Annotated in this window: 16 protein-coding genes; 6 read left to right on the top strand and 10 right to left on the bottom strand. The window is 70.6% G+C overall.

The window, feature by feature from the left end; all coding sequences use genetic code 11:
• Positions 1-466: 466 nt before the first annotated feature.
• From AB0B76_RS35030 to AB0B76_RS35015, 4 genes are all read right to left on the bottom strand, one after another.
• Entirely contained in the window at positions 467-1,705 is a 1,239-nt protein-coding gene (locus tag AB0B76_RS35030) for an MFS transporter (protein WP_360383443.1), read from the bottom strand.
• A 43-nt stretch (positions 1,706-1,748) separates the two neighbouring features.
• Entirely contained in the window at positions 1,749-2,576 is an 828-nt protein-coding gene (locus AB0B76_RS35025; protein WP_360383440.1) for a YhjD/YihY/BrkB family envelope integrity protein, read from the bottom strand.
• A gap of 542 nt (positions 2,577-3,118) precedes the next feature.
• Positions 3,119-5,173, bottom strand: coding sequence for an anthranilate synthase family protein (locus AB0B76_RS35020; RefSeq protein ID WP_360383720.1), 2,055 nt, complete (start codon positions 5,171-5,173; stop codon positions 3,119-3,121).
• Positions 5,174-6,018: 845 nt separating this feature from the next.
• On the bottom strand, positions 6,019-6,987 hold the full coding sequence (locus tag AB0B76_RS35015) for an aldo/keto reductase (RefSeq protein ID WP_360383437.1): 969 nt from the start codon (positions 6,985-6,987) through the stop codon (positions 6,019-6,021).
• 95 nt (positions 6,988-7,082) lie between these two features.
• Here AB0B76_RS35015 and AB0B76_RS35010 point away from each other — a divergent pair, with 95 nt between their 5' ends.
• The gene (locus AB0B76_RS35010) at positions 7,083-7,457 is read left to right on the top strand and encodes a MerR family transcriptional regulator (RefSeq protein WP_360383434.1); all 375 of its coding nucleotides are present in this window, start codon (positions 7,083-7,085) and stop codon (positions 7,455-7,457) included.
• Here AB0B76_RS35010 and AB0B76_RS35005 read toward each other — a convergent pair.
• On the bottom strand, positions 7,418-8,260 hold the full coding sequence (locus tag AB0B76_RS35005) for a hypothetical protein (protein ID WP_360383432.1): 843 nt from the start codon (positions 8,258-8,260) through the stop codon (positions 7,418-7,420). The genes AB0B76_RS35010 and AB0B76_RS35005 overlap by 40 nt on opposite strands.
• A gap of 43 nt (positions 8,261-8,303) precedes the next feature.
• Here AB0B76_RS35005 and AB0B76_RS35000 point away from each other — a divergent pair, with 43 nt between their 5' ends.
• A complete protein-coding gene (locus tag AB0B76_RS35000) occupies positions 8,304-8,699 on the top strand; it encodes a response regulator (protein WP_360383429.1) in 396 nt (131 codons plus the stop codon).
• Positions 8,700-8,743: 44 nt separating this feature from the next.
• Complete coding sequence (locus tag AB0B76_RS34995) at positions 8,744-9,754, top strand: YihY/virulence factor BrkB family protein (RefSeq protein WP_360383426.1); 1,011 nt, start codon at positions 8,744-8,746, stop codon at positions 9,752-9,754.
• Between the two features lie 12 nt (positions 9,755-9,766).
• On the opposite strand, the gene AB0B76_RS34990 is transcribed toward AB0B76_RS34995, so the two are convergent.
• A complete protein-coding gene (locus AB0B76_RS34990; protein ID WP_360383423.1) occupies positions 9,767-10,111 on the bottom strand; it encodes an STAS domain-containing protein in 345 nt (114 codons plus the stop codon).
• 150 nt (positions 10,112-10,261) lie between these two features.
• A complete protein-coding gene (locus AB0B76_RS34985; RefSeq protein ID WP_360383420.1) occupies positions 10,262-10,867 on the bottom strand; it encodes a MarR family winged helix-turn-helix transcriptional regulator in 606 nt (201 codons plus the stop codon).
• Between the two features lie 152 nt (positions 10,868-11,019).
• On the opposite strand from AB0B76_RS34985, the gene AB0B76_RS34980 reads away from it, so the two are divergent.
• Positions 11,020-11,370, top strand: coding sequence for an SSI family serine proteinase inhibitor (locus AB0B76_RS34980; protein WP_360383417.1), 351 nt, complete (start codon positions 11,020-11,022; stop codon positions 11,368-11,370).
• On the opposite strand, the gene AB0B76_RS34975 is transcribed toward AB0B76_RS34980, so the two are convergent.
• Both AB0B76_RS34975 and AB0B76_RS34970 read right to left on the bottom strand, forming a co-directional pair.
• The gene (locus AB0B76_RS34975; RefSeq protein WP_360383414.1) at positions 11,360-12,721 is read right to left on the bottom strand and encodes a DUF1501 domain-containing protein; all 1,362 of its coding nucleotides are present in this window, start codon (positions 12,719-12,721) and stop codon (positions 11,360-11,362) included. The two genes, AB0B76_RS34980 and AB0B76_RS34975, sit on opposite strands and share 11 nt — an antisense overlap.
• Before the next feature lie 5 nt (positions 12,722-12,726).
• On the bottom strand, positions 12,727-14,631 hold the full coding sequence (locus tag AB0B76_RS34970; RefSeq protein ID WP_360383412.1) for a DUF1800 domain-containing protein: 1,905 nt from the start codon (positions 14,629-14,631) through the stop codon (positions 12,727-12,729).
• 199 nt (positions 14,632-14,830) lie between these two features.
• On the opposite strand from AB0B76_RS34970, the gene AB0B76_RS34965 reads away from it, so the two are divergent.
• Positions 14,831-16,699, top strand: coding sequence for a sensor histidine kinase (locus tag AB0B76_RS34965; RefSeq protein ID WP_360383409.1), 1,869 nt, complete (start codon positions 14,831-14,833; stop codon positions 16,697-16,699).
• Positions 16,696-17,088 carry a roadblock/LC7 domain-containing protein gene (locus AB0B76_RS34960; protein ID WP_360383407.1) on the top strand — a complete coding sequence of 131 codons (393 nt, stop codon included), beginning with the start codon at positions 16,696-16,698 and terminating at the stop codon, positions 17,086-17,088. The genes AB0B76_RS34965 and AB0B76_RS34960 overlap by 4 nt, the downstream gene beginning before the upstream one ends.
• Before the next feature lie 528 nt (positions 17,089-17,616).
• Here the strand turns inward: AB0B76_RS34960 and AB0B76_RS34955 are convergent.
• Positions 17,617-19,413: PfkB family carbohydrate kinase (locus AB0B76_RS34955; protein WP_360383404.1), on the bottom strand; the 1,797-nt coding region annotated here is incomplete at its 5' end.

Raw genomic sequence — 19,413 nt, 5'->3', positions numbered from 1 at the left:
CTTTGGACGTGCCTCCGGGGGCGATGTGCACGCGTCGTTCCTTGGACGCACCTCCGGGGGGCCTCGGGCGCGCGTCGTTCTTTGGACGCGCCTCCGGGGGGCCTCGGGCGCGCGTCGTTCTTTGGACGCGCCTCCGGGGGGCCTCGGGCGCGCGTCGTTCTTTGGACGCGCCTCCGGAGGGCCTCGGGCGGTGGCGGCCACGCGTTCGTTGGACGCGGCCTCCGGGCGGGAGCTGCGCCTTCGTTCTACGGGGCGCGGTCTCAGGGTGGCGGGCAAGCGTGCTTACGTCGCGGCGGCCACGCGTGCGTAGGGCGCTACGTCGGAGTGTGGTGCCGCGTGTTCTTAGGGCACGGCGACGGGGGCGTTCTCTGGATGCGGCTTCGGGGGAGTCCGCGCGTTGTTAGGACGCGGCCTTGGGGGAGTCCGCGCGTTCTTAGGACGCGGCCTCGGGGGAGTCCGTGCGTTCTTAGGACGCGGCCTCGGGGGCGGCGTCCGCGATCGCCGGCGCCGGCGCTGGGGCGTGCGTCCGGAAGGCCGGGGCCAGGATCACGATGCCCGCGACCAGGAGGGCCGGCACGACGAAGGCCCAGCGCAGGTTCAGGCTTTCCGCCACCGCACCGATCAGACCGGCGCCGACCACGAAACCGACATAATTGAACAGGTTGACGCGCGCGATTGCGATCCCGGTGCCGGCCGGGTCCAGCCGGCCCGCGGCCGAGAACGACTGGGGCACGACCAGGGACAGGCCGAGACCCACCACCGCGAAGGCCGCGATGCTCAGGGCCGGGGTCGTGGACGCGGCGACCAGAATCAGCCCGAGGCCGCCGACCACGCCGCCGACCGAGACGACCGCGGTGGGGCTGAAGCGGCTCACGAGACGGTCGCCGGCGGTGCGGCCGAGGAGCATCGTCGTCTGGTACGCGGCCAAACCGAGCGCGGCCACCGCCGTACTCGCGTGCAGAGCCTTCTCGATGAAGACCGAACTCCAGTTGGAGACGGCCGAGTCAGCGATGAACATGAGCATCATCGCGACGCCGATCAGGACGATCGGGCGCCACGGGATGGCCGCCTCCACCGCGGCCGCCGTCGCCGCCGGGATCTCCTGGGCTTCCTCGGCCTTGCGCAGCTGTCCGGGCCCGGCCACCAGGGCCAGGATCGCGCCCACCACGGCGACCGAGGCCAGCGACGCCCCGATCGACCAGTCCAAACGGGCGGTACCCGATGTGACGAGCGCGCCGAGGATGGCGCCCGCGCTCCAGACGGCGTGGAACGAGTTGAGGACGGGCCGGCCGTAACGGCGCTCGACGCCCACGCCCTGCATGTTCATGGTTGCATCGACCAGTCCGAGCATGAGGCCGACGAGCGCAAGTGCGCAGTACAACTGCCAACGTTGCGCGGCGAAGCCCGTCACGGTGATGGCCAGCGCGACGCCCGGGCCGCCGGCACGCAGGACCGGTGAGCTGCCGAAACGCGTGGTGAGCAGGCCCGCGACGACGCTGCCGACGCCGGCGACGACGGGGACGGCGAGGAGTACCAGCGACAGCTGGGTGTCGTCGAAGTCGAAGCGTTTCTGCAGGCTTGCAACCTGAGTGAGCAGACCGGCGAAGCAGAAACCTTGCACGAAGTACGCACCGGCGACGGCGATCCGCGCACGGCGGTCGCGCGGGCCGGCCTCGTGGCTCGCGGTGGCCGAGAGCTGATCCACTGGCCGGCTCCTCAACGACGACGAAACGAAGACAGAAGTGAAATTAATTCGGAAGCATTGTCGACTGCGCGGCTGAGCGCAAGAGCACCATACGGTGCGCTTGAACGGTCGCGGCGTACCCGACGAGCGTGAGCAGATGAAAGAGGTACAACCACAAACCGACAGCAACCGTCGCGCCGACGGCGTCGAGGCCCCCGAACGGCGCGCCCAGGTCGAGGGGCAGCGTCCAGAACAGCACAAATCCGTGCGCGAATCCGGAGATGTTCGCAGCCGTGAACGAGGCGACGACCACGGTGACCGGCCAGCCGGGGCGGAGGGGCGCGATCAGGCGGTACACCAGGATGAGCACCGGGCTGAGGACCAGCCAGACGATCAGGAAGCTGAGCACCACCGCCCACAACGTCGCCCAGCCCCCGTCGTGCAGGCGGCGGGCGGGGGCGCCGAGCGCAACGAGCAGCATGAGCACGAGCGCGGGCCCGCAGGCGAGCAGCGGCAGCACGAGGAGCCGCCCACGCCAGCCGACGGCGGCGCCGCCGGGTTCACCGGAGAGCGAGGCGAGCGCGCGGCGCAGACCTTCGCCGTAGAGCGTGGCCGGAATGAGCGCAACGAACGTAAACCACCAACTCATGCCAGCCCCGGCATCGACCAACACGCCGGCGCCGGCCGCCATGCGCTCGGGCATGGCGGCGAGCACGGGTTCGGCCAGGTGCTTGACCCGCCCGACCCCCACGAGCGCGGCGGCCAGGCGCAGCACGAGCAGAGCCACCGGCACCACGGCGATCCCCGAGTAGAAGGTGACCGCAGCGGCGTGCAGATTGAGGTCGCGCCCGCGAAAAAAGCGCGCAATGAGACGGACGAAGCGGACGATCACCAAGTTGAGGTACCCACCGGCGCGCCGACCAGAACCGGCAACAATTTCCCGCCCAATGGCCAAGCGCACGACCACACAGCACGCAGTACCCAACCGGCCCCGCGCATGACATGCCCAATACGCCGCAAATACACGCACCACTGTGCACATCGCGGTTGGTCGTCGTGCAGCATCGGCCATGCCCGGCCGTGCAGCAGCAGTGCTCAACTGCGCACGACGTGCTCCACCCGTCGTGTTTCCACCGCGCCGCGCATTCGAGCACGACCGCGCAGTCTCGGTCGTACTCGAATGTGCAGCATCTGCAGAGCACGACCGCGCAGATCCGTCGTGCGTGACGGTGCAACGTCGGTGGTGCGTGACGGTGCAACGTCGGTGGTGCGTGACGGTGCAACGTCGGTGGTGCGTGACGGTGCAACGTCGGTCGTGCGTGACCGTGCAACGTCGGTCGTGCATGACCGTGCAACGTCCGTCGTGCACGAACGTCCCGCGTGCGCGATCGTGCTCAACTCGTGTGCGTTCGCTCGTCGTTGCGCGCGGTCAGTTCACTCCGGTGAGGTGGCCACCGGCGTGGCGAGCAGAACCGTCAGCAGCTCGCGCAGCAGGTCGATTCCGTTCTGGCTCAGTACGGACTCGGGGTGGAACTGCAGACTCGCGAAGCTGCGGCCGCGCAATGCGTGCACGTCGCCGTTGGATGGGTCGCGGGCGACGTTGACCGGGCCGTACGCGGTGTCGAGCACCGGGCCGTCGTGCGTGGCCGCGAACGTCGAGTAGAAGCCGACCCGCGCGTGGCGGCCGAAGAGGTCGATGTCGCGCTGCATGCCTTGGTAGGGCGAGGCCTTCCGGCGCAACGGCAGGCCCAGCAACCCGGCGGTGAGCTGGTGGCTCAGGCAGATCGCGAGCATCGGACGGCCGGTTTCGAGCAGTCCGGCCACGATGCCGCGCATGCGCGCGATCTTCTGGTCGTCCAGCTGCCGCGGGTCGCCCGGGCCAGGTCCGGGGATCACGAGGTCGAACTCGTCGACCGTGATTTCGGAGTCGTACCGCACGAGCGTTGTCGACAGCCCCAGTACGCGCAGTTGATGCACGAGCATGCCGGTGAACGTGTCCTCGGCGTCAACAACGAGCGCTCGCCGACCCGCGAGTGCCGGGTCCGCGCTGAGTCCGTCGCGCGCATGCAACCAGAACGGCGCGAGCGTGGCGTTGCGCGCTACGAGTGCGGCCTGCACCTCGGGATCGGCCGCGAGCCGCGCTTCGGACACATCCGAACGCTCGTTGTCGCCTGCCGTGCGGACGTCCGTTGCGCCTTCGGACACATCTGCATGTTCGTTGTCGCCTGGCGTGCGGACGTCCGTTGCACCTTCGGCCGCATCGGAATGCTCGTCCTTGCTCGGTACGGGGACATCCGCTGCGCCTTCGGACGCATTCGCGCGCTCGTCTTTGGGCTCTGTTTGCACGTTCGTGGTCGTTGGGGGCGCGACCTTGCTCTTGTGGGCGTCCAGGCCCAGCGCTCGTAGTACCGCTGCTGCCTTGGTGTGGGTTTCCAGGACCTCGCCGGCCGGGGTTGAGTGGCGTACCAGGGTTGCGCCGACCGGGACTCGCAGGCGGCCGGTGTTGTCGATGTCGGCGGTGCGGATCAGGATCGGGGCGTCAAGCGTCTGACGGCCCTGCGCGTCGCGGCCGAGCAGGGCCAGGACCGCGCCGTAGTAGCCGCGGCCGCGGTGTTCGTGCCTTGCCACCACTCGACAGGCGTTCTCGATCGGGCTGCCCACGACCGTCGGGGCGAACATCGTCTCGCGCAGGACCTCGCGCACGTCTCGGCTGGTGCGGCCGGCCAGCAGGTACTCGGTGTGGACGAGGTGGGTCATCTCCTTCAGGTACGGGCCGATGACCTGGCCGCCCAGGTCGGCCACCGTGGCCATCATCTTGAGCTCCTCGTCCAGCACCATCGACAGCTCGTCGATCTCCTTGCGGTCGGCCAGGAACTCCAGCACCGCGGGCTTGGACGGGGTACCGCGCAAGGTGCCGCTGATCGGGTTCATCATCACCAGGCCGTCGTCGACGCTGACGTGTCGCTCGGGGGTGGCGCCGACGAGCGTTCGCTCACCGGTGTGCACTACGAACGTCCAATAGGCGCCGCGTTCGTGCGTCAGCAGGCGACGGAACACGGTCAGCGCGGCCGCGACCGGGCTGCCTTTCACGTCGGCCTCGAACACGCGGTGGATGACGAAGTTCGAGCCCTCGCCGCGGCCGATCTCCTCGCGCAGGACGGTTTCCACGATGGACGCGTACTCGTCGTCGCCGACGTCGAAGCCGGCATTCGCGAATTGGATCGGGGACTCGGGCAGCAGGTTCAGCAGATCGGCGACCGGAATCTCTTGGCGGTCGGCGATGCGCAACACGGACAGCGGCGTGCCGTCGTCCACGCAGTCGAAGCCGCGTTCGCGCACTTGGCGGAACGGAACGAGCGCCAAGCAATCGTCGGGGATGTCGGCCAGCGCGTCCACGGTCGAGATGGGACCGGTCAGCACCTCGACGTTGGCGCGGCCCTCTCTGCGCAGGAGGGCGAACGGGGCATTCACATCGAAGCGGCCAGGCAGCGTGAATGGAGGTGCCGTATCCGGATGGTCGGATTGCGTGAACGACGTGTGCACGTTCGAGCGTTCCGGTGTGACGGAATGAGCGCTTGCGGGCGAGGGGGGCGATGAGGCGGTGGCTGGGTTCGCGGCGGGGCGGGCGAACAGCGGGTCGTGTGGCATGGCGTTCCCTTCGGGCTCGGGTGGCCGTCTCTGTGGAGGCGGCACCCGGGGCTTCCGGGAAAGCAAAACGGCCGCCTCATCGGGCGGCCGCGAAAGTGTCACGCGGAAGTGGGCCGCCTCGTCAGGCGGGCCACCAGCTGTTCATTCGCGCGGTCACGTGCAAGAGCGTAAGGGAGCATGTCCGTCCGCGCCAGCACTTCGGGTTGGTGTATCCGAGGATTTGGTGCTCGCTTGTTGAGCGAAGCCCAGCATTGCGACACATTCGCGCAGGCCTGTGTGTGTAAGCAGTGTGCTCGCTCAGCGCATGACGGGCGGGCACAGAGTAGGGCGTATGGCGGGCGGGCGGGCGCAGCGGGGCGTAGGTGTCGGGTGTGTGCAGCGCTGCGCCACATTCGTGCAGTTCCGCGCGAAGCAGCGTGCTCGACCGGTGTAAAGGTGGGCAGGACCGGTGCACAGGTGGGCAGGACCGGTGCACAGGTAGGCGAGGACCGGTGCACAGGTGGGCAGGACCGGTGCACAGGTAGGCGAGGACCGGTGCCAGATCGGTCGGCGCTTGTCGACGCGAGCCACGCCTGTGGCGGGGCGTAGATGTCGGGTGTGTGCAGCGGGGTGGCATGTTCGCGCAGTTCTGTGTGCGAAGCAGCGTGCCCGCCCGGCCGGAGTGACTCAGGCGGGCACGCTCGGTCTTACTTGTTCACCGAGCCCATCTCGGCGTACCGGGCGCCCGCCACGTCGCGGCCGATGGAAAGTTTCTCGATTGCGGCCAGGTCGTCGGCGGTCAGGGTTACGGCCAGGGCCGCCGCGTTCTGCTCCAGGTACTTGCGGCGCTTGGTTCCCGGGATCGGCACGATGTCCGGGCCCTGGGCCAGTACCCACGCCAAGGCCAGCTGGGCCGCCGTCGCGCCCTTCGCGTCGGCGAGGTGCTTGACCTCCGTCACCAGGTCCAGGTTCTTCTGGAAGTTCTCGCCCTGGAAGCGTGGGTTCGTCGCGCGGAAGTCGTCCGCGGCGAACTGGGACGGGCTGGTGATCTCGCCGCTGAGGAAGCCGCGGCCCAGGGGGCTGTACGCGACCAGGCCGATTCCGAGCTCGCGGAACAGCGGGATGATGGTGTCCTCCGGGTCGCGGGTCCAGAGGGAGTACTCGTACTGGCCCGCGGCGATCGGGTGCACCGCGTGGGCGCGGCGCACGCTGTCCGCGGACGCCTCCGAGATGCCCAGGTGGCGTACCTTGCCCGCGGCCACCGCCTCCGCCAGCGCGCCCCACGTCTCCTCGACGGGCACGGTCGGGTCCACGCGGTGCTGGTAGTACAGGTCGATGTGGTCCACGCCCAGGCGCTGCAGCGACGCGTCCACGGCTCGCCGGACGTACTCCGGGTTGCCGTTGACCCGCCTCGTGCCGCCCTCGCGCTGGATGCCGAACTTCGTGGCCAGGACCACCTCGTCGCGGCGGCCGGCGATGGCGCGGCCGACGAGTTGTTCGTTTGTGTACGGGCCGTACATGTCGGCGGTGTCGAGCAGGGTCACGCCCAGGTCGAGCGCGCGGTGGATGGTGGCGACCGACTCGGCGTCGTCGCCGGTGCCGTAGAACTCGCTCATCCCCATGCAGCCGAGGCCGAGTGCGGACGTGGTCAGTGCACCGAGGTTTCGCGTTTGCATGCCACAAGCGTTCCCCTTAGAGCGCGCTCGAAGTCAAATAGACCCGCGAAGAAGTCCGACGGACCCGGGGGAGAAGTCCAATAGACTCGGGAGACATGTTCACCATCGCCGAGGCGTCCGACCTGACCGGGTTGAGTGCGCACACCCTGCGGTACTACGAGCGCGCCGGCCTCGTCGCGCCGCCGGACCGGGGCACGAACGGGCACCGCCGGTACTCCGAGGCCGACCTCGGCATGCTCCGCATCCTCACGCGGCTCAAGGCCACCGGCATGTCGATCGCCGAGATGCGTCGCTACGCGGACCTGTGCCGGGTCGGGCCGGGCACCTTCGACGCGCGGCGCGTCCTGCTCGAGGAGCACCGCCAGCAGGTACTGGAGCGAATCGCCGCGCTGCAGGGCGACCTGGAGCACATCGAAGCCAAGATCAAGCACTATGCCGAGGGCGACACGCGCGATCTGGCCAGCCCGTAGAGGCAGACGAGCGCCGCGATCACCATCGGCGTGCCGTCGCGGATGAGGCCGTCCCAGCCCAGGAGCAGGTAGCACAGCGTGGGCTGCACCAGCAGTACAAACGCGGAAATCAGGGCCAGAAGGAGCCTGGCCCAGCCGTGCCCGAACAGGGTCACGAAACTGATGATGCCCGCCACGAGGCCGATGACCAGGCCCAGGACGAACCAGGACACCACCAGCGGCACCGCGATCTCCGGCCGCAGGCGCGGGGTGTCGAACAGCGAGCCGAGCGCGACCAGGCACGGCACGAACATGAGCGCGGAGTACGACAGGGCGGCCACCCGCGCGGTCAGCACCCACGGGGGTACCACGCGCCGCGGCTTGCGCCGGGTCAGGTGCTCGTCGATGCCGGGGGAGCGGAACAGCTGCCACACCACCGCCGAGCACAGCACCGCCACGACCACGAGCCCGAGCACGACGGGCAGGCGCGGCAGGAGGGCGCCCTCCTTCGGCTGGACCAGGCGCGCCGAGGCGAACACCGTGGTCACGGCGAGGATCAGCCCGAGCGGGCGGGCGGTCAGGCGGCCGAAGCGCACCTCGCGCATGAGGAACAGGAAGCCGATCGCGCGCAGCGTCGCCCAGAACGTGCGGACGCCCAGGGCGAAGCCGGCCTCCGCGGAGTACCGCAGGTTGATCACGTCGATCGCGATCGTCGCCACGGCGGTCAGCAGGAGCAGGCGGCGCAGGCGCCGGCTCGCCGGGGTCGGCGTCGGCGGCCGCTCGAAGCGCACGAGGTCGGCGAGCGAGCGTTCTCCGCCGTTCATGGATCCGCACGCTAGCATCCGGTGCGCGGCATATCGTGATTGCATGATCGAGCAGCTGCGCGTCCTGGTCGTCGACGACGAGCCGGATCTGTGCGAGATCGTGCGCCGGGTGCTCACCCGCGCCGGCGCCGAGGTGCTGACCGCCTCGGGGCTCGCCGGGGCCGAGCGGTGCCTGGCCGAGCACCCCAAGGGCATCGACCTGGCGATCACCGACCTGAAGCTCAACGACGGCACCGGCGTGCAGGTGGCCGCGGCCGTGCGGGCGAGCAGCCCCGATGCGCTGATCATGTACATGTCCGGGCTGCCGTACTTCGACGCCGCCGTCATCGACCTGGGCGAGGACGCGTCAGTGATCGCCAAGCCGTTCCGCGCCACCGAACTGGTCGACACCGTGCAGAGCGCACTGATCAGGGCCGGAAGGGTCCACCCGGAGCGTTAACGGGCAGCGCGGCGGGGGCATAGAGACCCTGGAGGTGGCGCCCGATGGCTGACGACGACGACACGAGCACCGATGATGCGACCGGTGCCGAGGACCCGATCTCGGGTGGCCCGAAAAGCCCCACCGACCTCAGCCGCCGCTCCTGGCTCGAGGTGCTCAAGCGCACCGTCAAGGAGTTCAACAACGACAACCTCAGCGACTGGGCGGCGGCCCTGACGTACTACGGCGTCCTCTCCATCTTCCCAGGCATTCTGGTGCTGCTGTCGGTCTCCGGGCTCCTGTTGACGGACACCACCGAGTCGGCGGTACTCGACAATGCCCAGCAGCTTTTCCCGGGCGCCATCGCCGGGCCGATGACCGGCGCGATCTCGGAGCTCAAGAAGGGCTCGCACATCGCCGGCCTCTTCGCGGTCGTCGGTCTGCTCGGCGCGGTGTGGACGGCCTCGGGGTACGTCGGGGCGTTCATGCGCGCGGCCAACGCGATCTACGACGTGCCGGAGGGCCGGCCCATCTGGAAGGTGCTGCCCATCCGCCTCGGCATCACCATCGCGGTCGGCACGCTCATCGCGTTCGCCGCGCTGAGCATCGTGTTCAGCGGCCGCTTCGCCGAGCGGGTGGGCGGCCTGGTGGGCCTGTCGAAGGAGACGGTGCAGGTCTTCAACATCGCCAAGTGGCCCGCGCTGCTGGTGGTGGTCCTGTCGATCCTGGCCATCCTGTACTGGGCCTCGCCCAACGCCCGCCACCACGGCTTCCGCTGGATCACGCCGGGCGGCGCGCTGGCCGTCGTCATCTGGCTGATCGCGTCGGCCGGGTTCGCGATCTACGTGTCGAACTTCGGGTCGTACAACAAGACCTACGGCACCCTGGGCGGGATCATCGCGTTCCTGGTGTGGCTGTGGATCTCGAACATCGCCATCCTGCTCGGCGCCGAGTTCGACGCCGAGCTGGAGCGGGAGCGCGCGATCGAGGGCGGCCTGGAGCCGCAGGAGGAGCCGTACGTCCCGCTGCGCGACGACCGGCACATCAACAAGGACCACGACATCGGCCTGAGCTGAGCGCCCGCCGGGTCAGAAGGCGATGTGGTCGCCGTCGGGCTCGGCCGGGGCGCCGAGCAGCTCGTGGACGCCGGCGATGCGCAGCTGGCGGTACACGAACGGGCTCGAGCGCCACACCACGACGCGCACGCCCTCGGCGCCCGCCTCGCGCTGGGCAGCGACCAGGGCGCCCACCGCCGCGGAGTCCAGGAACGTCACCAGGCCAAGATCCACGCGCAGCGAGCTCGGCCGCCGGTCGGTCGCGGCGGACACGATCTCCTGACGCAGCGTGGCCGCGTTGCTGTGGTCGATCTCGCCCCGGACGGAGAGTACGGTCGATCCGTCCATCATCACGGTGGCGGTCACCGACATGCTCATGGCCCACCCCAGGTTGTCACGCGAACAGCATAAGAGCACTTCCCGCGGTACGCAGCGGGCGGCGTGCCAGAGTTCACCGCTGGGGGCGTCGCCAGGTGGCGGCCGGCGGCATCGCAGTGCGTAACCGTGCACAGAGCGTGCGCGCGAGGGTCAGTACTTCGGCTTCGGGGGCTCGCCGGGGATGTGGTCGGGGCAGTGCAGGCGAAGCTCGCGGTACCCGAACGGGGCATCGACGAACCAGCAGTGGTGCGGGGTCGGGGTGCCGGGATGGCGGTACCCGTCGAAGAACCGGCACGACAGGCACATCCGCGTGACCGGGATGGTGCCCTGCTGCTGCATCAGGCCGATCCGCGCGGTGACCATGCGCAGGAGGCGGGCCTGCTGGTTGTCGGTCAGCCCGTCGACCTCCGACAGCAGTTGGTCGGCCCAGTTCGCGGGGGCGGGCGTGGTGGCCAGGCCGCGGTCGGTCGCGGCCACGCGCATGTCGCGGGCCGCGTAGGACGGGGCGGGGCGCATCTCGACCAGGTCGTCGGCGATCAGGGGCGAGAGCAGGGCCATGGTCGTGGCGACCGTCGAGCCGAGGTCGCCGGCGAGGTCGGACAGCCGGTATTCGCGGTCGCGGCGGCCCAGCAGCAGCATGATCTGGCGGTGGGCGGGGGGCAGGCCGTGGGTCGGCTCCGGGCCGTCGACGGGGGCCATCACGGCCACCCGGACCAAGCCGGCGACGAGCTTCTGGGCCTGTGCTTCCATCGGCACGGGGCAAACCTCCAACACCCAGCACCATAGTCCCGCACGTCGATCATTTGGGTGCAGTGCGCGAAAATGGCGTACCGACGAATCCCCGTTTTTCGGTAACTTCGGACGAAACGGCGCAGGCTCTGGGCACTCAGGTGCAATGGGGGTCACGAATGGGTGTAGCACGGGCGGTCGCGGCCGGGTCGACGGGCGCGCGGACGATCCGGCTCGTGCTCACGGTGGCCAAGGGCGAGTCGTCGCCGCCCGCGCAGCGCCGCGCGTCGCTGACCGGCCAGCCCGCCGGGGGCAGCCACCGGCAGGCGCGCACCGCGTGCGGGCAGCGGGCCAAGGTCGGCGGGCGGGTCGACAAGCTGCAGGTCGACGGCGGGGCGTGCACCATGCAGTGGGACCCGGTGACCGCGACCGCGAACGGCACCTGGAAGGGGCGCAAGGTCGCCTACCGCCACACCTTCGGCAACGCGTGCACGCTCGGCGCGGCGGCGGGCGCGGTCTTCAGCCTTTGAACACGCCCAGCTGCTTGAAGTCGTGGTTGGGGAAGATCGCTGCGGAGTCGCCGACCCCGAAGCGCTTCTTGAGCATCTCGGCCAGGATGTCGCGGTAGTCGTTGGCGCCGGCCACGTCGCCCTGGTCGAGGGCGGCCGGGGCCAGCCCGGGCCAGTTGCCGTGCACCTTGCCGCCGTTGAGCCCGCCGCCGAAGAGCAGCATCGCGTTGCCGTGGCCGTGGTCCACGCCCGAGTTGCCGTTCTCCTGCACGCGCCGGCCGAACTCGCTCATCGTGACGATCGTCGTGTTCTCCAGCTGCGGCCCGATGTCCGTGCAGAACGCGCCGATCGCGTCGGACATGTTGGTCAGCGAGTTCTTCATGTCGCCGCCGTCGACCCGGCCGAGGTTGGTGTGCATGTCCCAGCCGCCCACGTCGAGCGCGGCGATGCGCAGCCCCACGCCGGCCTTGAGCAGCTGGGCGATGTCGCGCAGCCGGTCGGCCAGTCCGCCGCCGGGGTACTGCACGCCCTCGGCCGGCCGGTACTGCGTGGTCGCGAGCTTCTGCGCGGTCGTGATGGCCTGCAGCGTCGAGCCGGCGGTGCCCGCGAGCGGGTGGTCCAGCCCGGTGTACAGCGTCTTGAGCGCGTCCATCGTCTGGGTGCGCATGTTGTCGTTGTCGATGCGGAAGTCGCGCATGCCGTTGAGCACGATCGCCTGCTCGCCGCCGACGAGCGAGCGGGGCAGCGCCGAGCCCTGCGCGATCGCGCGGAACGTGGTGCCCGGCCCCATCTGGGCGAGCACCCGGTCGAGCCAGCCGGTGCGTACCGCGACCGAGGCCGCGCCGCGCTCGAGCGCGTCCTGGGCCTGGAAGTGGCTGCGGCTGGCGTCGGGGGAGGCCACGGCGTGCACGGCGGCCATCTTGCCGGCGTCCCATAGCGGGTACAGGCCGGTCATCGCCGGGTTGAGGCCGAAGCCGCGCCCGGCCGCCTTCATCGCCGCCATGGGCACCGCGATGTTCGGCCGCATCTGCTTGTAGTTGGCGTCGTCGCCGGGCGCCACGACCGACAGCCCGTCCATCCCGCCGCGCAGGAAGATGACGATGAGCGTGTTCTTGTTGTCCTCGGGCGCGGCGAACGAGACCCGGCTGGTCACCAGCTGGGTGCCGAGCGCGGCCACGCCGACGAAGCCGGCGCCCTGCACGAGCCGGCGGCGGGTGAAGCCGCGGCTCCACTGCTCGCGCTCGGCGGCGAGCTCGTCGGTGACCTTCTCCGCGTGCACGCGGATGGCCGCCTCGCACAGGTTGGGGCCGTGGCGATGCAGCTCCTCGAGGCTCTGGGGGCGCCGCTCGCCCTCGGGAAAGTCGTTGCTCATGGGCCTCACCGCAGCGCGTGGTAGACGGAGTCGAGGATCAGCGGCGCGAGCAGGGGCAGCTTGCCGCCGAGGTTGTTGTCGGTGATGCGGGTGTCGGCCTTGGACGCGAGGAACTTGATGAGCGCGTCCTTCTCGGCCGGCTGCATCGGCTGGAAGACCAGGCGGTTGGCCAGTACGTCGAGGTAGGTGCCGAGCGTCGCCGCGGGCTGCGAGACCAGGCTGTCGGCCTTCGGGTTGTTCAGGCCCTTCCACTGCTGCTGCAGGAACGCCCGGTGCGCGTTCCACGTCTCCAGCATGCCCGCGGCCGAGCTCCACGCCGTGGCCACGTCGGGGTAGCCGTCCGGCGGCCCCCAGCCCAGCGGCGGCTGCCCGAGCTTGTTGGTGAAGTTGTAGAGATCGTCGAGCGCCTTGGCGGTGTCGGCGCCCGGAGTGGTACCGACGACACGTCCGGTGGCGATGAAGTTCTCGAGCGGGCGGCGAGTCTTCAGGCCGGTCGCGATCCAGAACTCCAGCGACCGGAACAGCACCTTCAGTACCGGCACGATGGCCGAGCCGCTCTCCTGGTACGTCTTCGCGAGCCGGTCCACCAGCCCCTGCGGCGGGGTGTCGCACACGAAGCGCACACAGAGCTTGCGCGCGACGTAGCGGGCGGTCGAGGGGTGGGTGGCCAGGTACAGCAGGTAGGCGTCGCCGACCGCCAGACCGTCCTTGGCGGACTTGTTGGCGTGCTGGAACCCCAGCACCTTCACCGCGCCGGTCCAGTGCTTGTTCTGCTCGTACTTGAACAGGCCGTCGCGCGTCGCGGTGCGCCCGGTCATGAGGTACGCCGAGTTGCGCACGTCCTTCTCGTTGTACCCGCCGTCGATGCCGACGGTGTGCAGCTCCAGCAGCTCGCGGCCGTAGTTCTCGTTGACGTTGCGCCGGTCCGAGGAGGTGTTGTCGAGGTACCGCATCATCGCCGGGTCGCGGGCCGAGGCGATGAGCATGTCGGAGAACTTGCCCAGCGCGTACTTGCGGATCACCCCGGTGTCGTAGGGAGCGCGCACGTCGTAGCCGCCGTCGAACGGGCTTGTCACGTTGAGGTGGTTGTTCCAGAAGTCGACCATCACCTCGAACAGCTGCCGGCTGCTCCACATCTGCCGGGCGATGACGGCCTTGGTGAGGTCCATCTGCGACTTGTTGTCGCCGTCCTTGACCGTCGTGCGGATCTCCGCCGTGGTCATGGTGGCGGTCGGCACGGCCTTGAGCGCGGCGTCGGCGACCGGGTCGGCGATCTTGTCCGGCTCCAGCTGCTGGTCGATCCAGGCGTCGATGCCGACCTGCTTGACCAGCGCCACGTCGGCCGGCGTCGGGCCGAACGTGGCGCGGCGCAGCAGGTGCAGCACCGGGTCGCGGTTCAGCGGCGTCGGGAAGCGCGGGGTGGCCCGCATCGCGGCGACGGCGGCGGCCGACGGCGTGTCCGCGGTGCCCGCCGCGCCGAGGTCGTTGAGGTCGCCCTGGCCGCTGGTGTAGCTCGCATCGCGATTGGAGAACGAGCCGGCGTCGCGGGGCGAGACGTTGCCGCCGCCGCTGCCGGTCTTGACGAAGTCGTCGGGGCCGGCGGAGGGCGGGCCGAACACGGCCGCGGCGCCGGTGCCGAGGGCGCCCAGGGCGACGGCGCCGCCGCCGAGGGCCATCAGGGCCTGGCGGCGGTTGCGGGTCAGCTCGTGCAGGGCGGGGCGGCCGGTGCGCATCCACGCGGGCGCGGGCCCGCCGGCCCGCTTTTTCGGCGCGTCGGCCGCCGGCTCGCCCGGGCGCCGCTGCAAGATTCGCGGCACCGGGAACTCGCCGGTGAAGTCGGAGAAGAACGCGCCCTTGACCTTCTTGGGCGCGTCGCCCGGCTCGTCGTCCGGGAAGAGCCGTTCTGGCACGCTAGCGAATCTAGTGAGCCGTCGATCAGCCCTCAAGCGGCAGGGCGCGAGGCCGCCTCAACTTTGCCTTTCTTCTTGCTTAAGTGCCCCGCCTTCCTCGTGAATGAGGGCAAACCCGGCGTTCACTCAAAGTCATCTCTTCCGTACCGAACGCTAAGAGTGGTACGCATAAGTAACCGGACTATGGCAGGGGGTAGCGGTGCTGGTCGATGCTGCACCCGCCCGGCGCCCTTCGGGGCCGCGCCTGGCGACGGTACTGCTCCTGCCCCTGCTGGGCCTGCTCGCGCTCGCGGGCGTGGCCGCGTACCTCTACACGGGCCCGAGCGGGCGCATGGACGACCCGCGCGCCGCCGTCACCGCCGGGACGGCCGCCGACCGGGCCGCGACCGAGCTGTCCCGGGAGCGCCTCGCCGCGCTGAACCTGCTGGTCACCGGCTCCGACCAGGCGCGCGCCGCGTACACCGCCCAGACCGGCGCCACCGACGCGGTCCTGCCGCGACCGCCGGAGGGGCTGGCCGACCTGCGCGGCCGGGTGTCCGCGGCAACCCAGGAGGTCGCGGCAGGCGGTTTTCTCATGCAGTACACCCAAATGATCAGCGAATTCGTCGAGCGGCGGCAGGATCTGCCGCGCAGCGCCGCCCTTTCGCCCGTGAACGCCGTCCTGCGCGCGTCGGGCTGGCTCGCCGTCGCCCGCGAGCAGCTCGCCCAGATCCAGCTGCTCGAGCGGCGCAGCGCCGACACGCCGGCCTGGCACGAGAACCTCGCCGCGCACGAGGCCGCCCACCTCGACGCCCTGCGCCGCTTCGGCGAGACCGCGCCCGCGGCCTGGCGCGACCGGCTCGCCCAGGTGCCCAACGGCCTGGCCGGCGACCCGCAGCCGGCCCTGGAGGCCCTTACCGGCCTGGTCGGCTTCGCGGGCACCGACGAGGCCCGCGTCGCCGCCGCCGCCCGCGACGAGCAGCGCAGCACCCTCATCGCCGGGCTGGCCGCGGTGCTGGCGGTCGCGGCCACCTCGATCGCACTGGCGCTGCGTTTCGCATACGTCACCCGGCGTGGTCACGTCGCCCGGCGCCCCCGCACGGCGCCGCCGATCGATCCCGAAGAGTTCCAGGTGGTACGCCAGGAAGCCGCCCGCGCCGTGGCCGAACAGGCCGCCTTGCGCGCCGGCACCTCCGCCGCGGTCATCGGCCTGGCCCGGCGCAGTCAGCACCTGGCCGACGAGCTCGTGCACCACCTCGACGCGGCCGAGCGCGACGAGGCCGACCCGGACCGCCTGGCCCAGCTCTTCGCCCTCGACCACCTGGCCACGCGCATCCGCCACGACAACCAGAGCCTGCTCGTGCTGGCCGGCGGCGACACGGGCGTGGGCCGCCGCGACCCCGTGACCCTGCTGGACCTCCTCCGTGCCGCCCAGTCGCGGATCGAGGACTACCCGCGCATCGAGTACTCGATGATCGCCCCCGACGCGCACGTGGCCCCCGACGCCGTGGACGACGTGGTACACCTGCTCACGGAGCTCTTCGACAACGCGACCCGCTACGGCCCGCCCGACCGCCCGGTGCTCGTCGAGGCCCGCCGCGAGGACGGTGGCGCCGTCGTGGAGGTCGCCGACCGCGGCCCCGGCCTCGACCCGCAGCGCCTCGCCGACCTCAACGCGCGCCTGGCCGACCCGCCCCCGCTCGACGCCGCCGATGCCCACCACACCGGCCTGGCCGTCGTCGCCCGCCTGGCCGCCCGGCACGGCCTGACCGTCACGCTGCGCCCGCCCCCGTCGGGCCGCGGCCTGCGCGCCGTCGTGCACCTCCCGGCCGGCCTCGTCCTGGACGCGCCCGCGCCGGCGCTCGACCCGCCCGTGGCGCGCCGCCTGCCGCCCCGCCCGTTCGAGCGCGGCCAGGCCCTGCCCGGCGGCGAGCCGGTCGACGTACCGCACCCGCGCTCGACCCTCGTCCCCGTCGTGCCGGGTCTCGTACAGACGCCGGACGGTCCTACGGTGGACCTCGAACCCGACGCCGCCCGCGACCTCATGTCCGGCTACCAGCACGCGACGGAAGGACGATCCTCGGCATGACACCGACCACGGGGCTGGACTGGCTGCTGAGCGGCTTCACACAGCGTGTCATCGGGGTGCGCCACACCGTCGCCGTGTCGGGCGACGGCCTTCTCGTGGCGTCGTCGAGCGAGCTGCCGCCGGAGCGTGCTGACCAGTTGGCGGCGATGGTCGCGGGGATCGTTTCGCTGGCCCAGGGTCTCTCCGCTACGACCGAAGCCGGGCCGGTGGTGCGCACGATCGTCGAGATGGGGCGCAGCCTGTTGTTCGTGATGGCCCTCGGGGAGGGCGACACGCTGGCGAGCCTGGCGGCGATGGTGCAGCCGGGGTGTGATGTGGGGCAGGTTGCGTTTGAGATGTCTGGGCTGGTCGAGCAGGTTGGGGCGGCGCTGACGCCTTCGTCGCGCTGAGTTTGCCCGGCGCTGCCGCGCGGGTCGCCGGCGTTCTCTTCTTTGTTGAGCGGTGTTGGGCGCGATATGTCGGGCGCTGGCGCGCCACGACATATCGGATTTTTCGCCCGACGGGGAGCACCACGAGCACGGGAGCGTGCAGCCAAAGCACCACGGTCAGCGCCCGGTGCCGGGACCGGAACGCCGCGTCGCTGAGCCTGACCTTCGGCATGAGCCAGGAGAGCGCTCCGGGCATGGTGTGGGCTCCCTACGTACTGGTGGGTCTGTCCCTTTCATCGGCACGTCGGTGTCCATCTGTAGGCGGGCGGTCGCGAGCAATGCCGTTGTTTGGCTGGCGTCGGGAAGTACGCCGGCGGGTGTGCGTGGGTGGGTGACCCTTGGGCAGGGCCGATGTCTGGTTGGCATCGGGAGGCCCGCCGGCGGGCGTGCGTGGGTAGGGCGGCGCCGGGTAGTGCCTTTGTCTGGTCGGAATTGGGAGACCCGCAGGCGGGCATCGGTTTGGTGGGCCGCCTCGAGCAGAAGCGCCGCCTAATCGGAGCCCGGATGCGCATCGGCGGCCGTCTGGAGGTGGGCGGCTTCAAGCAGAACAGCCGCCTCATCGGCATCGGGAAGCCCATCGGTATCGCCAGGAGCCGCGACCACACCCGCGGCGAAGCGCGTTCCCAGCCAGGCGGCCCCGCGCGGCCCGATCCCGCGCAGCCGCGCCGCCAGGTACGCGCCCGCGAAAGCATCCCCCGCCCCGACGGGATCGACCACTTGGACAGCGGCGCTCGGCAGGTGCTCAGGCCCGTCGGTACCGGCGTACCAGCATCCATCCGCCCCGGCCTTGAGCACCACCTCGCCGACTCCCAGCGCTGCCGCCCGCCGGAACACCTCGCCCGGCTCTTCGGTTCCGAGTAGCGGCCCGGCCTCGTCGATTCCGAGCAACAGAAACGATGTCACTGGCAGCAGCTCTCGCAACAGGTCCGTCACCGGCGCCAGTCCGGGCCGCAGATTCGGATCCAACGCCAGCAGTACCCCTTGCGCCTGCCCCGCCTTCGTCGACAGGCGCCGCTCCGCATCGTCCGGAGTGTGCGTCACGTGCACTGCCGGGTGCTCGGATTCGTCGCCCTGAGTGTCCGCCGCGTGCAGTGCTGTGTGCTTAGACGTGGTGTCTTGGGTGCGCGTCGCGTGCGGTGCTCGTTGTTCGGGCGCGTCGCAGTGGGTGTCCGTCGTGCGCATGGTCGGGTGGTCGGGTCTGTCGCCGGGAGTGTGCGTCGCGTGCCGGGCCGTGTGCTCGGATGCGTCGGTCCGATTGTGCGTCACGCGCAGTCGTGGGTGTTCGGACGTGTAGTCGTGGGTGTTCGTGGCGTGCAGTTGGGTGTGTCGGTTTGCGTCGGGGTTTGTGCGCAACTCCGCCACCAGGCGCCCAAGCTCTGCCACTGCGCGTCGCGGGCCGTCGCCCAGGGCGGCGGTCAGACCCGATACCGCCACCACTGTTGGGCCGGACGCCACGGCTCGGAAGACGTCGGACTCGTCCAGGGCTGAGGCGGCCGAGCCGGCGCGGTAGTAGTACACGCGGCGGGCTCCGTCTTCGCGCACTTCCTTCGCGAACACGCCGGTCGGGCGCGTCGGATCTACGGCTACGAGATCCGTTTCCACCCCCAGGCCGGCGGCCGCCGCTAGCACCCGCTCGCCGAATGGATCGGACCCGACCCGGCTGCAGAATGCGGCGCGCACGCCTGCCCGGCGTACCGCGGCGAGGAGGTTCAGCTCCGCCCCGGCGACGTGCACGGATGTGGTCGCACAAGCCGATAGTGACTCCCCGGAGGCGGGCTGGAAGAGGACCATCGCCTCGCCTAGCCCTACCACCAGCGGACCGGTCGTTGAAGAACCGGCCGCGGGCGAACCGGCCACATGAACATCAGCCGTGGAGGAACTGACGGCATCGGAACCGGTCGCCTCGGGCCCAGCCGCGTCGGAACCGGCCGTGTCGGGACCGGTCGCGTCAGGATCAGTCGCATCGGAGTCAGCCGCGTTGGAATCAGCCGCGTCGAGTCCGCTCGCGTCAGGGGCGGCCGCGTCAGCACCAGTCGCATCCGAATCGGCCACGTTGGAACCGGCCGCGTCGAGTCCGCTCGCGTCGAGTCCGCTCGCGTCGAGACCGGCCGCGTCGAGACCGGCCGCGTCGAGACCGGCCGCGTCGAGACCGGCCGCATGAGGATCGGCTGCATGAGGATCGGTTGCACGAGGATCGGTTGCACGAGGATCGGTTGCACGAGGATCGGTTGCACGAGGATCGGTTGCACGAGGATCGGTTGCACGAGGATCGGTTGCACGAGGATC

This window comes from Dactylosporangium sp. NPDC049140, from assembly GCF_040648435.1.
The sequence above is the reverse complement of the archived record's forward strand: the minus strand, read 5'-3'. Positions and strand labels throughout refer to the sequence as shown.

Excerpts from the sequence above, each read along its gene's own strand:
- AB0B76_RS35010 (WP_360383434.1), top strand. The coding sequence starts at position 7,083 with ATGTTCACCATCGCCGAGGCGTCCGACCTGACCGGGTTGAGTGCGCAC.
- AB0B76_RS34990 (WP_360383423.1), bottom strand. The coding sequence starts at position 10,111 with ATGAGCATGTCGGTGACCGCCACCGTGATGATGGACGGATCGACCGTA.
- AB0B76_RS34980 (WP_360383417.1), top strand. The coding sequence starts at position 11,020 with ATGGGTGTAGCACGGGCGGTCGCGGCCGGGTCGACGGGCGCGCGGACG.
- AB0B76_RS34975 (WP_360383414.1), bottom strand. The coding sequence starts at position 12,721 with ATGAGCAACGACTTTCCCGAGGGCGAGCGGCGCCCCCAGAGCCTCGAG.
- AB0B76_RS35000 (WP_360383429.1), top strand. The coding sequence starts at position 8,304 with ATGATCGAGCAGCTGCGCGTCCTGGTCGTCGACGACGAGCCGGATCTG.
- AB0B76_RS35015 (WP_360383437.1), bottom strand. The coding sequence starts at position 6,987 with ATGCAAACGCGAAACCTCGGTGCACTGACCACGTCCGCACTCGGCCTC.
- AB0B76_RS34960 (WP_360383407.1), top strand. The coding sequence starts at position 16,696 with ATGACACCGACCACGGGGCTGGACTGGCTGCTGAGCGGCTTCACACAG.
- AB0B76_RS35005 (WP_360383432.1), bottom strand. The coding sequence starts at position 8,260 with ATGAACGGCGGAGAACGCTCGCTCGCCGACCTCGTGCGCTTCGAGCGG.
- AB0B76_RS34995 (WP_360383426.1), top strand. The coding sequence starts at position 8,744 with ATGGCTGACGACGACGACACGAGCACCGATGATGCGACCGGTGCCGAG.